Annotated in this window: 11 protein-coding genes; 8 read left to right on the top strand and 3 right to left on the bottom strand. The window is 51.3% G+C overall.

Going from position 1 to position 15,479, the window contains the following annotated elements:
* Positions 1-36: 36 nt before the first annotated feature.
* Both sbcC and sbcD read right to left on the bottom strand, forming a co-directional pair.
* Positions 37-3,192, bottom strand: a complete 3,156-nt coding sequence (gene sbcC, locus EDF88_RS08650) for an exonuclease subunit SbcC (RefSeq protein ID WP_134184071.1) — start codon at positions 3,190-3,192, stop codon at positions 37-39.
* Positions 3,189-4,406 (bottom strand): exonuclease subunit SbcD, encoded by a 1,218-nt coding sequence (sbcD, locus tag EDF88_RS08645; RefSeq protein WP_134184069.1) that lies wholly within the window; start codon positions 4,404-4,406, stop codon positions 3,189-3,191. The genes sbcC and sbcD overlap by 4 nt, the downstream gene beginning before the upstream one ends.
* 211 nt (positions 4,407-4,617) lie before the next feature.
* Here sbcD and phoB point away from each other — a divergent pair, with 211 nt between their 5' ends.
* The 4 genes from phoB (at position 4,618) to proY (ending at position 9,832) form a co-directional block, all read left to right on the top strand.
* Positions 4,618-5,307: a phosphate response regulator transcription factor PhoB gene (gene phoB / locus EDF88_RS08640; RefSeq protein ID WP_064516559.1), complete on the top strand. Its 690-nt coding sequence runs from the start codon at positions 4,618-4,620 to the stop codon at positions 5,305-5,307.
* 22 nt (positions 5,308-5,329) lie between these two features.
* Positions 5,330-6,637 carry a phosphate regulon sensor histidine kinase PhoR gene (gene phoR, locus EDF88_RS08635; protein ID WP_064516561.1) on the top strand — a complete coding sequence of 436 codons (1,308 nt, stop codon included), beginning with the start codon at positions 5,330-5,332 and terminating at the stop codon, positions 6,635-6,637.
* A gap of 418 nt (positions 6,638-7,055) precedes the next feature.
* Complete coding sequence (gene brnQ / locus EDF88_RS08630; RefSeq protein WP_064516566.1) at positions 7,056-8,378, top strand: branched-chain amino acid transporter carrier protein BrnQ; 1,323 nt, start codon at positions 7,056-7,058, stop codon at positions 8,376-8,378.
* A gap of 71 nt (positions 8,379-8,449) precedes the next feature.
* Complete coding sequence (gene proY / locus EDF88_RS08625; RefSeq protein ID WP_134184067.1) at positions 8,450-9,832, top strand: proline-specific permease ProY; 1,383 nt, start codon at positions 8,450-8,452, stop codon at positions 9,830-9,832.
* Between the two features lie 46 nt (positions 9,833-9,878).
* Here proY and EDF88_RS08620 read toward each other — a convergent pair whose 3' ends face one another.
* A complete protein-coding gene (locus tag EDF88_RS08620) occupies positions 9,879-10,172 on the bottom strand; it encodes a YicS family protein (RefSeq protein ID WP_064556978.1) in 294 nt (97 codons plus the stop codon).
* A gap of 172 nt (positions 10,173-10,344) precedes the next feature.
* On the opposite strand from EDF88_RS08620, the gene malZ reads away from it, so the two are divergent.
* From malZ to EDF88_RS08600, 4 genes are all read left to right on the top strand, one after another.
* On the top strand, positions 10,345-12,162 hold the full coding sequence (malZ, locus tag EDF88_RS08615; protein ID WP_134184065.1) for a maltodextrin glucosidase: 1,818 nt from the start codon (positions 10,345-10,347) through the stop codon (positions 12,160-12,162).
* A gap of 175 nt (positions 12,163-12,337) precedes the next feature.
* Positions 12,338-12,979, top strand: coding sequence for a hydrolase (locus EDF88_RS08610; RefSeq protein ID WP_064516574.1), 642 nt, complete (start codon positions 12,338-12,340; stop codon positions 12,977-12,979).
* 16 nt (positions 12,980-12,995) lie between these two features.
* Positions 12,996-13,538: an antibiotic biosynthesis monooxygenase gene (locus EDF88_RS08605; protein WP_134184063.1), complete on the top strand. Its 543-nt coding sequence runs from the start codon at positions 12,996-12,998 to the stop codon at positions 13,536-13,538.
* Positions 13,539-13,561: 23 nt separating this feature from the next.
* Entirely contained in the window at positions 13,562-15,430 is a 1,869-nt protein-coding gene (locus EDF88_RS08600; protein ID WP_134184061.1) for an amidohydrolase, read from the top strand.
* Positions 15,431-15,479 lie beyond the last annotated feature (49 nt).

The raw sequence follows: 15,479 nt of genomic DNA, 5'->3' as shown, positions 1-15,479 counted from the left end.
TCGTAGATAGGGTAAGCGCAGCGTCATCCGCAAAAATCAACCGACAGCAAACTCCTTCGCCAGGCGACTCACGCCTAACCCGTTAATCTTCTTCACCTTAATCTGTACTGGAATGCGCTCTTTCATAGCTTCGACGTGGCTGATGACGCCAATGGTTTTTCCACTGGCATTAAGCGTATCCAGCGCATCTAGCGCGGTATCCAATGTTTCGGCGTCCAGCGTGCCAAAGCCTTCATCCAGGAATAGCGAGTCGATACGCGTTTTATGGCTCACCAGATCGGAGAGCGCCAGTGCCAGCGCAAGGCTGACCAGGAAACTCTCGCCACCAGAAAGTGTACGCGTGTCACGCACCGCATCAGCCTGCCAGGTATCCACCACTTGTAATTCCAGCGCTTCGCTGTCTTTTCGTTGCAGCAAATAGCGCCCGTGCAGTCGGTTGAGCTGGTTGTTGGCAAGCCATACCAGGTTGTCTAGCGTCAGCCCCTGAGCAAACTTACGGAATTTGTCGCCTTCTTTTGAGCCAATCAGCGCATTGAGATAACCCCAGTCTTCAACTTGCTGCTGGCACTCTACAATGGCCTGCATCAGCCCTTGTTGGCGCTGGCGGTTTTCAGCATCGTGGCGCAATTGCTGCTGAATCTGGCCTTGCTGAGTGGTGTTCTCGCGCAACTGCTGGTTGCAATGGGCTAACTGTTCTTGCAGCTCGCTCAGCTGTGTATCTTCCGCCAGTGCTTGCGGGCGAGCAGCAGTATGCTCCGCTAGCGCTTTCTCAGCCTGCTGGCAGAGCACGGTTTGCTGCTGGTGTTGTTGCTCAAGCTGCTGTTTTTTCTGCTCAAGCATCTGGCGTTCATTTTCATCCAGCAACGCCGCCTGGAATGATTCCACGTCGGTAAAGGGACTTGCGGTAAGCGCACTTAGGAATTGCGCGTTTGCCTGAGCAACACGAGTTTCCTCTTGCTGCAGTTGCTGTTGCAGTGTTTGCCATTGGCTTTCCAGGGCAATGCAATCGCTGTGCAGCTGGTGCCAGTTTTGTAATTCTGCGATTTGTTCGCTTTCGGATAGCAACGCTGGCACGGTGCCATCGTCAATAAAGGCATTTAACACACCCTCAAGGCTTGCCAGTTGTTGCTGCAAACGCGGTAACTGTTCACTGCGTTGCTGCCAGAGTTGCGATTCCTGCTGTCGCTGCGCCAGCCAGTTATTTTCTTCACCGTGAGCGGGATGTTGCAGGCCAACATTTTCCAGGGCTGTGTTCAGCGCTTCGCGTTGGGTTGCAATTTCATCGGCAAGTTTACGATGCTGGACGTTCGCCTGAGTTAGCTGTTCTTCCAGCACAATGCGCTGGCTAAGCTGATGCAGCTGCTGTTCGCGCTGCTCCTCACTTTCGAGCCAGTGCTGAATATCATCTTCGGGTGCCAGCACCAATTGCAGGCTGGCGCACAGTTGTTGCCAGTGAGCGCGCAGCTCGTTTTCTTCTTCATCCAGGGTCTTGATGGTATGAATCAGGTTTTCACGTTGTTTGCGCTGTGTATCAAGCTGGCCTTTCATCGCAAAGCCCGCTTCTGCAAGGCTTGCTACTTCCAGTTTTAATTTATCCAGGCGCTGCTGGTTTTCACCTGGTTGTATCGCCTGGTAATCAGCGACCGCCGGGTGTTGCGTGGAGCCGCACAGTGGGCAAGGTTGCTCAGGTTGCAAAAGGGCGCGTTCAGCTTCCAGGCTGACAATGCGTTTTTCCAATTCGCATACTTTCTCCAAATCACTCTCATGTTGGCGGCGTTCTTTATATTGCTGGCGTTTAAGCACCAGCTGCGCATCGCCTTCGGTAATCTGTTTCTCAAGAATGGCGAGCTCTTGTTGCTGAAGAGCTTTGCGCTTGAGTAATGAGGAGAGCTGCGGTTGAAGCGTTGCAAGCCTCTGGCGCTGAGGGCGCGCGGCAATCGTCGTCTGTAAATGAGCACTAACTTCATCTGCGCTAAGAGACAATTCAATGACAGGCAGCAGAGCGAGTTTTTTCTGGCTGGCATCGATATCTCGTTGCAAAGTTTGTAGCTGAGTGGCATCACGCTGTTGCTGGCTGAAAGCCATGCGCCAGCCTGCCAGTTCTGCCCCCCACAAGCGAAAATGTCCGTGGGTTTTCAGCCAATCCTGAAGCTGAGTATCCTCTTCAGTCAGTTTTGCAGCCTGGCTTGCTGCTGCGAGCCGTGTCTGCTGGCGGCGTGCCTTTGTCTGAAGTAAGCGAGTGTTCACTTCCTCAGTTTTAATGCGCGTGGCTTGTAGAGTGGTTTGTAATTCCTGTAACCGTTTCCAGTCCGGGCGCAGTTTTTCTGCGGGTTGCGCTCGGGTGAGTTTTTCTAACTGCGGTGCCGCCTCTGTTATTGCGAGGGTTGCAGCATTCAAGGCCTGTTGGGTCTGTGTATGCTTCTGTGTGAGCTGTGAAAGCAGGCCGAGCCACTGCTGGTGTTGCTGGAGTTTAAGTTGTTCTGCAAGCTGTACTTTTTCTTCAGTAGTAAGTGCCTGCAAACTCTCAGCAAGCTGCTGGCGCTGCTCTTCGCTCAATAACGCTACACCCGCAGCCTGGGCTTGCAGGTTCTCAAGTTGGCTGCGCACATTTTTATGATTTTCGAACACTGCCGCAGAAACGGTGCCGTAAATTTCAGTGCCGGTCAGTTCTTCGAGCAGCGAGGCACGGTCATTGGCATCGGCATTTAAAAAGGCAGCGAACTGCCCTTGGGATAGCATCATCGAACGGGTAAAGCGGTCGTAATCCAGCCCGGTCAATTTGGCGGTGATCTCGAGCTTATCTTTGACCTTATCGGCGACTATTTTGCCGCTGGCTACTTCTGCCAGCTCCACACGCGGGGCTTGTAGATTGCCGTTTACCGCGTTGCGTGCCCGGTTCTGGCTCCAGAATGCGCGGTAGGCAACACCTTTTACTTCAAACTCCACTTCCGCCAGACATTCGGCTGTATCGCGAGTCATCAGATCATTTTGCGACTGTGAGACGGTATTGAGGCGCGGCGTCTTGTGATAAAGCGCGAGGCAGATAGCATCGAGCAGCGTGGTTTTCCCCGCACCAGTTGGCCCGGTTATAGCAAACAATCCGTTGCTGGCAAAAGGCTCGCTGGTGAAATCAATTTTCCATTCCCCTTTCAGGGAGTTGAGGTTTTTTAACCGTAGGCTAAGGATTTTCATGCCTGTTCCTCCGTGTCATGCAGACTGGCAACGGTTTGAGCAAACAGGGTGCGCAAGCGCTGCGCACGCTCCTCGGTGGTCTCTTCCTGAACCAGGCGGCGTTCAAAAACTTCCTCAACGGTGAGTTCACTCAGGGTTTCTTTATGCTGCTGGGCGATAACGCGTTCGCGCTGCTCACGGCTACGGCGCAGCAACACCACTTCTACTGGCAGCGTTTCGGTGATTTGCTGGATATGGCGTTGCATATCATGCAGGTATTCATCGGTGGCGATTTCGATATCCAGCCACACTTTGGGTTCTGCCGGGGCATCGCGCCACTGTTCTAGTTGCTGTTCAATTTCAGACAGCGAGCCTTTGATAACCGCTAACGGCTGGCTAACTGGAACAGTCAGTGGGGTGACCTCATGAAGTTTACCCTCGGCAAACTCAACCAGATAAACGCTCTTGGTCTTGCCGGTTTCGTCAAAACTTAGCGGAATAGGTGAACCGCTGTAACGGATATGTTCGGTGCCGCCAATTAATTGCGCACGATGAATATGGCCAAGCGCTATGTAATCGGCATTCGGGAAATGCTGCGCCGGGAAGGCATCAAGCGTGCCAATATAGATGTCACGCACTGCATCGCTTTTTGTCACGCCGACGGTCGTTAAATGCCCGGTGGCGATAATCGGCAGCTTCGCGTCAGCGCGCAAATCGCAGGCTGCGCGATAACACTGCTGATAATGTTCGCTAATGGCTTCCATTAAAGAACGCTGTTTTTCATGGCCGGACAGCCCCGCCTGGCTGCTTTGAATATCGCGTGGGCGCAAAAACGGGATTGGGCACAGAATCGCACCCGCCTGGCCGCTTTTGGTATTGAGCCGGATAGCTTGCTGGCTTGCATCATGGCGGGCACTGGCAATCACATATGTATTCAGGCAGGCCATAAGCTCGCGGGATTCGTTGAGCGTCGCCACTGAATCATGGTTTCCTGCCAGCACCACGAGCGAGCATCCCGTCGCCTGGAGTTGCACCACAAAGCGGTTATACAGTTCTCGCGCATAGCTTGGCGGTGAGCCGGTATCAAAAATATCACCCGCAACGATTATGGCATCCACATCATTTTCAACGGCAGCTTTGAGCAGCCATTCAAGAAAAGCCTGGTGCTCAGGACCGCGACTTTTGGTATAAAAATTTTGACCAAGATGCCAGTCTGATGTGTGAATTATGCGCATGACCTGTCCGGTGGCTTAAAAATGAAGTCCCGATTATATACACGTCGCCCTTGAAGATGCAGGGGCAAGGCGAAAACGGCATATGTCTCTGTGTCATAAATGAAATTGATGGGTTGCTGAACAGTCATTTTTTTCATAAATCTGTCATAAATCTGACGCATAATGGCACCGCATTGAAACAACAATAATTATTCCCTGGACAAGACAAATCATGGCGAAACGCATTCTGGTCGTAGAAGATGAAGCTCCAATCCGCGAGATGGTCAGTTTTGTGCTTGAGCAAAACGGTTTTCAGCCAGTTGAAGCGGAAGATTATGACAGTGCAGTGAACTTGCTTATCGAACCTTTCCCCGATCTGATTCTGCTGGACTGGATGCTGCCAGGCGGCTCCGGTATTCAGTTTATTAAGCACCTGAAACGTGAAGCTATGACGCGTGATATACCGGTGATGATGCTGACTGCGCGTGGGGAAGAGGAAGACCGTGTGCGAGGTCTCGAAGTCGGGGCCGATGACTATATTACTAAGCCGTTTTCTCCGAAAGAGTTGGTGGCGCGTATTAAAGCTGTGATGCGCCGTATCTCTCCGATGGCGGTAGAAGAAGTGATCGATATGCAGGGGCTGATTCTAGACCCGTCGTCGCATCGCGTGATGACCGGGGAAAACCCATTGGATATGGGGCCAACAGAATTTAAGCTACTGCACTTCTTTATGACACACCCGGAGCGGGTGTATAGCCGTGAACAATTGCTCAATCATGTATGGGGCACCAATGTTTATGTCGAAGACCGAACGGTTGACGTACATATTCGTCGGTTACGCAAAGCGCTCGAACATAGTGGACATGACAGAATGGTACAAACAGTACGCGGTACGGGTTATCGGTTCTCAACCCGCTTTTAATTCCTTATCAGGAGAGTGACGCGTGCTGGAACGGTTGTCATGGAAAAGGCTGGTACTGGAGCTGGTGCTCTGTTGTATACCGGCCGTCATTTTAGGCCTTATTTTTGGCCATTTACCGTGGTTTTTATTACTGGCAGTCACTGGGCTGCTGGTTTGGCATTTCTGGAATCTGCTGCGTCTGTCGTGGTGGTTGTGGGTTGATCGCAGCATGACACCTCCGCCGGGGCGGGGGAGTTGGGACCCGCTGTTGTACGGCCTGCATCAGATGCAACTGCGTAATAAAAAGCGCCGAAAAGAATTAGGCAATTTGATTAAGCGCTTTCGTAGCGGTGCAGAATCATTGCCCGATGCGGTCGTACTGACCACCGAAGAAGGGACGATTTTTTGGTGTAATGGACTTGCTCAACAATTATTGGGACTGCGTTGGCCGGATGATAACGGGCAGAACATCCTTAACTTGCTGCGTTACCCTGAATTTACCCGCTATTTGTCGCAGAAAGATTTTGCTCGCCCGCTGACACTGGTACTCAATAATGGCCGCCATCTGGAATTTCGCGTAATGCCTTATAGCGACGAACAGTGGCTGCTGGTGGCGCGTGATGTGACTCAGATGCACCAGCTTGAAGGGGCGCGTCGCAACTTCTTTGCCAACGTCAGCCATGAACTGCGTACACCGTTAACGGTGCTGCAAGGTTATCTGGAGATGATGCAGGATCAAACCCTTGAAGGCCCGCTGCGCGAGAAAGCGTTGGGCACGATGCGCGAACAAACCTCGCGTATGGAAGGGCTGGTTAAGCAGCTTCTCACGTTGTCAAAAATTGAAGCTGCACCCGCGATGGTGCTCAATGAAAAGATTGATGTGCCACTGATGTTGCGTGTGGTGGAGCGCGAAGCGCAAACTCTCAGCCAGCAAAGACAGACGTTACAGTTTGATATTGATCCGGCTTTAAAAGTGTTTGGTAATGAAGAACAATTGCGCAGTGCGATTTCAAACCTCGTTTATAACGCCGTAAACCATACGCCAGATGGCACACATATTACCGTGAGCTGGAAACGGGCTGCGGGTGGGGCGTGCTTTAGCGTTGCGGACACGGGACCGGGCATTTCAGCCGAACACATTCCACGCCTGACCGAGCGTTTCTACCGCGTGGATAAAGCGCGTTCACGGCAAACCGGTGGCAGCGGGCTGGGGCTTGCGATAGTGAAACATGCCTTGAGCCATCATGATGCGCGTCTTCATATTGAAAGCCAGCCGGGTAAAGGAACGACCTTTTCCTTTGTACTGCCTGAGCGTCTTATCGTTAACGAAAAAGTGGTTCAGCCAGAGTAGCTTGCTCTGGCTGTGTCAAAAACACTTTCCACAGGCCAGTCTTCTGGTCTGTGTTTTTTTTGCTCAGATGTAAATCAATAATCCTCGATTGGTTGTAATTTGACCGCACAAACGACCATGATATTTTCTGATGGATAAACTTATCCTCTAACTTTCTGGCTAATTTAAGGATATCAATCTGGTTTTTGGATCCCTTCTTGCCTTCAAACGCTATAAGCGTTTTAATTGCGCCCCTGTAATTGGTAGACCGACTGGATTTGAGTGGTAATTCAAACAACTATTCTTCTCCACCGATCCAGGAAAGGATTTTCCGCTGTCGTAACTACCAATTGCCGCTTTTATGCCGAGTTAACCCGTATAAAAATTTGAATATTTTCAAAACTTTCAACACCACACATCCACAGGCTGTATAAATTTTATGACTCATCATTTGAAATCTCGAGACATCCTCGCACTGGGCTTTATGACCTTTGCGCTGTTTGTCGGAGCAGGCAATATCATTTTCCCGCCAATGGTGGGTTTACAGGCTGGTGAGCATGTCTGGATTGCCTCCCTTGGCTTCCTGGTCACCGCAGTTGGCCTGCCCGTTCTGACTATTGTCGCTATCGCTCGTGTTGGTGGTGGTATTGATAGCCTGAGCTCGCCAATCGGCCGCCGTGCCGGTGTGCTGTTGGCCACCGTTTGTTATCTGGCCGTTGGACCACTGTTTGCGACACCTCGTACAGCGACTGTCTCCTTCGAAGTGGGGATTGCGCCGCTGGTTGGCAGCAGTGAACTTGCTCTGTTTATCTACAGCCTGGTTTATTTTGCCATTGTTATGGCCATCTCTTTGTATCCGGGCAAATTGTTGGATACCGTTGGTCATGTGCTGGCTCCGGTAAAAATTGTCGCGCTGTTAGCGTTGTCAGTCGGTGCGATTCTGTGGCCTGCTGGTGGTATCAGCACCGCGACTGAAGCGTACCAACATGCGGCGTTTTCTAACGGCTTCGTCAATGGTTATCTGACCATGGATACGCTGGCATCTTTGGTCTTCGGGATTGTCATTGTTAACGCAGCGCGTTCACGTGGCGTTACTGAATCTCGCTTACTGACGCGCTATACCATCTGGGCTGGCCTGATTGCAGGTATCGGCTTAACGCTTATTTACTTAGCACTGTTCCGCCTGGGTTCTGACAGCGCATCGCTGGTTAGCGATCAAAACGCGAACGGTGCCGCAATTCTGCATGCGTATGTTGCTCATACCTTCGGTGGTGCCGGTAGCTTCTTCCTTGCCGCGCTGATTTTCCTCGCGTGCATGGTAACGGCGATTGGCCTGACTTGTGCGTGTGCTGAGTTCTTCAGCCAGTATCTGCCGCTGTCTTACCGCTCGCTGGTGTTTATCCTTGGCCTGTTCTCGATGGTGGTTTCTAACCTCGGCCTGAGCCATTTGATTCAGATTTCGATTCCAGTGCTGACGGCAATTTACCCACCGTGTATTGCGCTGGTGGTACTGAGTTTCACCCGTCCGTGGTGGCATAATTCAACTCGCGTTATCGCTCCGGCGATGCTCATCAGTACCTTGTTCGGTATCCTTGATGGGATTAAAGCTTCGGCAATCAGTGATATTTTACCAGCGTGGACGGCGCGTTTGCCGCTTGCTGATCAAGGGTTGGCATGGCTAGCACCAACGGTCATCATGGTGGTTATTGCCATCATTTGGGACCGCGCCGCAGGGCGACAGGTGGCATCCGCCGCCCACTAAAAATTAAAATTATGTTCAACCACGGGGCTTAGCTCCGTGGTTTTTTTTATTGTTAAGCAGGTATGGAATCAATGGAAAACGCTAATAAACTCAAGCGCGGCTTGAGTACCCGGCACATACGCTTTATGGCGTTGGGTTCGGCAATTGGCACCGGGCTGTTTTATGGCTCGGCAGACGCAATTAAAATGGCTGGCCCAAGTGTATTGCTGGCTTACATCATTGGCGGGGTGGCGGCATATATCATTATGCGTGCACTCGGCGAGATGTCGGTTCATAACCCTTCAGCCAGTTCATTCTCCCGTTATGCGCAAGACAACCTTGGCCCATTAGCCGGATATATTACTGGCTGGACCTACTGTTTTGAGATCCTGATTGTGGCGATTGCAGATGTTACCGCCTTCGGTATCTATATGGGGCTCTGGTTCCCCGCAGTGCCCCATTGGGTCTGGGTATTGAGTGTGGTGCTGATTATTTGTGCCATTAACCTGATGAGCGTTAAGGTGTTCGGCGAGCTGGAGTTCTGGTTCTCATTCTTCAAGGTTGCCACCATCATTATCATGATTGCTGCCGGCATTGGCATCATCGTATGGGGTATTGGTAACGGCGGCAAGCCAACAGGTATTCATAACTTATGGAGCAATGGCGGCTTCTTCAGCAATGGCTGGATAGGCATGATTATGTCGTTGCAGATGGTGATGTTTGCTTACGGCGGTATTGAAATCATTGGCATTACTGCCGGTGAAGCGAAAGACCCGCAGCAGTCGATTCCACGTGCGATCAACTCTGTTCCTTTACGCATTCTGGTGTTCTATGTGGGCACGCTGTTTGTCATCATGTCGATTTACCCGTGGAACCAGGTTGGGACGGAAGGTAGCCCGTTCGTGTTGACGTTCCAGCATATGGGGATAACGGCTGCGGCAGGCATTCTGAACTTTGTTGTTATCACCGCCTCGCTTTCTGCCATTAACAGTGACGTATTCGGTGTAGGCCGTATGCTGCATGGTATGGCAGAGCAGGGTAGTGCGCCGAAAGTGTTCGCCAAAACCTCACGTAACGGTATTCCGTGGGTCACCGTATTAGTGATGTGCTGTGCGCTGCTACTGGCTGTAGTGCTCAACTATCTGATTCCGGAAAACGTCTTCCTGGTGATTGCGTCGTTGGCAACATTTGCCACCGTGTGGGTATGGATAATGATTTTGCTGTCGCAGATCGCTTTCCGTCGCAAACTTTCACCAGAACAAACAAAGGCGCTGAAATTCCCGGTTCCGGGTGGCGTTGCGACCACAGCAGTCGGGCTAGTGTTCCTGGTGTTTATTATCGCGCTTATCGGCTGGCACCCGGACACCCGCATTTCGCTGTATGTTGGCTGTGTGTGGATAGTTTTGCTGTTGATCGGTTGGCTATTCAAACGCCGCCAGATACTCGCCGCAAGCGAAAGCAGCAACGGAGTTTAATCACCGTTGTCAGGTGGACTAGCGTAAGCGAAATCCACCTTGCTGCTTACATCTCCGGGCATTCCACTTTGCTTATCGCATCCCAGTAGTTTTTCTCGTTATTGCGCTCAAGAGCAATCCTCGCATCACGGATATAGGCTTTATTATCCTCATTAGAGAGGATTTTATTCGCCCAGACCTCATCAGATGTTTTCTTCTGCGGGTGGCAAGCCTTCTTTAAGTCGCTGATAATTTGTTGTTTATATTTGCCAAACTGCAGAGATTCGTAAGCCGAATTTGCCAGAGAATTGGCAGACCAGACTACACAAAGAAGCAGAGTAATATTTCGGACGATAGACATAACGGTCTCCTGAACGGTGAGAATATTCTCACTATAGGTAGCGCTAACTTATTAAGCAAACGGCTCAATTTCTCATCCCCCGCTTTCATCCCCCAATAAAAATAGCAACGATGAGTGATAGCCAGCTACGCTGTGGCAAGGTGGCGGCAATAAATTTTCTGGGGATACGATTATGTTGAATGCATGGCACCTTCCGGTGCCCCCTTTCATACAAACACGTAAAGACAAGTTGTACATCACATTGTGGGTTTCTGGCGATGATTTACCGCAACGTGTAGTTCTGCGTTACGAAAAGGATAATGAAGAAACCTCAATACAGATGACGCGCCAAAAAGTGGCTCCCGAAGAGGGTGTGGTGGCATGGCGCGGTGTGATTGATCTAACCGAAGGGCAGCCGCGCCGACGCTACAGCTTCAAGCTGCTGTGGTTGGATAAACAGCGCTGGCTAACACCGCAAGGTTTGAGATCAATTCCGCCTGCAAGACTTGAGCAGTTTGCGATCGATCTTCCGGATGACGGCCCGCAATGGGTACAGGATCAGATCTTCTATCAAATTTTCCCCGATCGTTTTGCGCGTAGTCAGCAACGCACGCCAGAGCAGGATCAGGTTTATTATCACCATGCGGCAAAACGCGACATCATTTTGCGCAATTGGGATGAACCGCTCAGTGGAGATGCCGGCGGATCGACATTTTATGGCGGCGATCTGGATGGGATTAGCGAAAACCTGTCGTACCTGAAAAAGCTGGGTGTCACCGCGCTGTATCTCAATCCTATCTTCACCGCGCCGAGCGTACATAAATACGATACTCAGGATTATCGCCACGTAGACGTGCAGTTCGGCGGCGATCACGCCTTTTTGCGCCTGCGTAAAAATACTCAGAAATACGGCATGCGCCTGATGCTGGACGGCGTGTTTAACCACAGTGGTGATACGCATCAGTGGTTTGACAGGCAGCAAACTCATGGAGAGGGGGCGAGCCACAATCCACAATCTCCATGGCGTGATTTTTACAGCTATAACCAAGAGGGGCATGCGCTCGACTGGCTTGGCTATTCCAGCTTGCCGAAACTGGATTATCAGTCTTCCTCGTTGGTCGATGAGGTTTACCAGGGGGAAGACAGTATTGTGCGCCATTGGTTACGTGAGCCGTGGGGCATCGACGGCTGGCGGCTTGATGTGGTGCATATGCTCGGTGAGGCTGGTGGGGCGAGGAATAACTTCCTGCATGTCACGGGCATTACCAAAGCTGCAAAAGAGACCAATCCCGATGCTTATGTGTTGGGCGAGCATTTTGGGGATGCGCGACAGTGGCTACAGAATGACACTGAAGATGCGGCAATGAACTACCGTGGCTTCACATTCCCGCTGTGGGGATTCCTTGCGAACACCGATATTTCCTACGATCCGCAGCATATCGACGCACAAACATGTATGGCCTGGATGGATGAATATCGTGCGGGGCTTTCTCAGCAGCAGCAATTGCGGATGTTTAACCAGCTTGATAGCCATGATACTGCGCGTTTCAAGTCGATTCTGGGTAATGACGTCGACAGGTTACCGCTGGCGGTAGTGTGGCTGTATTGCTGGCCTGGTGTGCCTTGCGTTTACTACGGCGATGAAGTCGGTCTGGATGGTAATAACGATCCGTTCTGTCGTAAGCCATTCCCGTGGAACCCGGATCATCAGGATCTCGATCTGCTGGCGCTTTACCAACGCCTTGGAAAGTTGCGACATAAAAGCCGGGCTTTGCGCCTGGGAGGTTGCCAGGTCATTCACGCTGACGGCGACGTAGTGGTATTTGTGCGCGTTTACCAAAGCGAGCGGGTGCTGGTGGCAATCAACAGGGGAGAAAATGTGGCGGTTACGCTGCCAAGGCAACCCCTGTTAAACGACAAAACCTGGACTCGGCTTGAAGGAGAAGCCAGGTTTGAAAACCAACAACTGGCGCTGCCTGCTGTTTCGGTTTCCGTTTGGCATTGCTTGTAATTGTGTAACCGGTTTCCCTTTTGCCACGCGAAGGGGAAAACCGCTGCTATTCTTATTCTTCGTCCCCCCACAGTTAAGACCCGCTTAAGTTAGACATTCCCAGATCTCATGCCAATTGGGAGGAAGCACTGTGTGCATTCTCCATAATTATCTAGATGAAATTTAAGGAAATTTTATGTCTATACATGAACTTCTCGACCCGACTAACTCAACTCTGATTTTTATCGATCATCAGCCGCAGATGGCTTTTGGTGTCGCAAATATTGACAGACAAACATTGAAAAACAATACGGTAGCGCTCGCAAAAGCAGGCAAGATTTTTAACGTCCCTACCATTTTTACCTCAGTGGAAACTAAAAGTTTTAGTGGCTACATCTGGCCCGAACTGCTGGCTGTTCATCCTGAAATAACTCCAATCGAACGATCCTCAATGAATTCCTGGGAAGACGCTGCTTTTGTTGCAGCGGTGAAAGCCACCGGTCGAAAGAAGCTGGTGATTTCTGCGTTGTGGACGGAAGTCTGCCTGACATTCCCCACATTAATGGCGCTGGGAGAAGGCTTTGAAGTGTATGTAGTGACCGATACCTCAGGCGGCACCTCTGTGGATGCGCATGAGCGTTCGATTGACCGCATGGTTCAGGCAGGGGCGGTTCCGGTGACCTGGCAGCAAGTGCTGCTTGAGTATCAACGTGACTGGGCGCGGCGTGACACTTACGACGCGGTTATGGATCTGGTGCGCGAGCACAGCGGCGCGTACGGGATAGGGGTTGATTACGCCTACACCATGGTTCATGGCGCGCCAGAGCGAAAAGCCTGATTCAAAGGAACAGTTCATGGCTGACAACAATACGGTTACGTTGGTTATTACTCACGCCCTGAAACCGGGGCATGCTACGCGATACGAAGATTGGCTCGCGAAAATTATGCCTGCGGCGGCACGCTATCCCGGGCATCTCGGGGTGCACGTTATTCGCCCAACGACCGGAAACGATGTGTACAACATCGTTATCCGCTTCGATACGCTGGAAAATCTCACCACCTGGACGAAATCAGCTGAGCGTGAAGCGTTGGTCGATGAGATCAAACCGATCCTCAGCCAGGACGATCATCTGGAAGTGCGCACCGAAAACGTTTTTTGGTTCACCCCAGAAACACCGACGATCAAACGTCCGGCGCAGTGGAAGCAATTCCTGATAACGCTGGCTGTCATTTTCCCAAGCACTAATGTGGTGCCACGCATCACTGCCATGGTTTTCCCTTCGCTGCATGGTTCGCTTTTGTTACATCTCATCAATGACGCGTTAGTGGTGGCGTTGGTGGTGTGGCTATGGATGCCAATCATGACGCGCCTGTTTGCAGGCTGGCTGAAAAAATAACGTTCCACTGAGGAGAACAGGTTATGTCGCAATCTGCTTCATTAATTCTCACTAACGGTCAATTTCATACCCTTGATAGTGAAGCACCGCTGGCCGAGGCGGTGGCAATCAAAGATGGCAAAATTATCGCAGTAGGAGATGAGTCGTGGGTAATGAGCTTTGCGAGTGTGGAAACACAGCGAGTTGATCTCAAAGGCCATACGGTAATACCCGGCCTTAATGACTCACATTTGCACCTTATTCGTGGCGGGCTTAATTACAACCTGGAACTGCGTTGGGAAGGTATCCCTTCGCTTGCGGATGCTTTGCGCATGCTAAAAGATCAGGCTTTGCGCACCCCTTCGCCGCAGTGGGTACGTGTGGTTGGAGGGTGGACGGAGTTTCAGTTTGCTGAGCGCCGCATGCCGACGCTTGAAGAACTCAACGAAGCGGCACCGGATACGCCCGTTTTTGTGCTGCATCTTTACGACCGTGCACTGCTAAACCAGGCGGCACTTAGAGCGGTGGGCTACACCAAAGAGACGCCCAACCCGCCGGGAGGTGAAATTATGCGTGACCGCAATGGTAATCCAACCGGGATGCTAATCGCCAAACCGAATGCAATGATCCTCTATTCAACACTCGCGAAAGGGCCGAAATTGCCACTTGATATGCAGGTGAACTCGACGCGTCAGTTTATGCGAGAGCTCAACCGCTTAGGTGTAACCAGCGCCATTGATGCTGGTGGTGGTTTCCAGAACTACCCAGAGGATTACCAGATAATCGACCAGCTGCATGCTCAAAAGCAGATGACAGTGCGTATCGCTTACAACCTGTTTACCCAGCGCCCGCAGCATGAACTGGAAGATTTTGAAAAATGGACCGATATGCTTAAACCGGGGCAGGGGACGGATTTTTATCGTGCGAATGGTGCCGGAGAAATGCTGGTCTTTTCCGCCGCTGATTTTGAAGATTTTTTACAGCCTCGCCCAGATTTGCCTGAAGGCATGGAGCAAGAGCTGGAACGCGTGGTACGCCATTTAGTAGAGCATCGTTGGCCATTCCGTTTGCACGCGACCTATAACGAGTCCATCAGCCGCATGTTGGATGTATTCGAGAAAGTGAATCGCGATATCCCATTTAATGGTTTGCATTGGTTTTTCGACCATGCAGAAACGATTACTGAGAAAAATATCGAGCGTGTTAAAGCGTTGGGCGGCGGGATTGCAGTGCAGCACCGTATGGCGTTTCAGGGGGAATATTATGCCGCACGCTACGGAGCAGAGGCGGTTAAGCAGACGCCACCTGTCGCGAAAATGCTCTCCGCTGAATTGCCTGTTGGGTTAGGCACAGATGCGACAAGAGTTGCCAGCTACAACCCATGGACGGCGCTTTACTGGCTGGTATCGGGGCGTACCGTTGGCGGCATGCAAATGTATGACGACAATAACCGGCTTTCACGCGATGTGGCACTTGAGTTGTGGACTGCAGGCAGCGCGTGGTTTTCCAGTGAACAAGGTAAAAAAGGGCGCATTAAAACCGGGCAACTGGCCGATTTAGTTGTGCTTTCGAAAGATTTCTTCAAAGTAACCGAGGATGAGATTAAAGGGATTGAGTCTGTGCTGACATTCGTTGACGGCAAGGTGGTTTACGCAGCAGGTGCATTTACGCTGCTAGCACCGCCGCCAATTCCGGTCGTGCCTGAATGGTCACCCGTTACCACTGTTCCTGGACATTACCGCTCGGCACCGCCAGAAGCCGCAAAAGTGGGTATGATGGCGCAGGTGCATCAGTGTTGTGGTAGCTGCAATGTGCATGGTCACCAGCATGACACTGCGCGTAAATCGGCAATCCCGATTGCGGATGAAGGGGCATTCTGGGGTGTGATGGGATGTTCTTGCTTTGCGTTTTAACTACTCAAGCCAATAAAAAAGGCCGCTTGCGCGGCCTTTATCGTCAAAA

Origin of the sequence: Buttiauxella sp. BIGb0552 (genome assembly GCF_004366275.1) — a bacterium.
In the GTDB taxonomy this organism is placed as follows: Bacteria; Pseudomonadota; Gammaproteobacteria; order Enterobacterales; family Enterobacteriaceae; genus Buttiauxella; species Buttiauxella gaviniae.
Note: the sequence above shows the minus strand (reverse complement) of the source record. Positions and strands in the feature narration are given on the sequence as shown.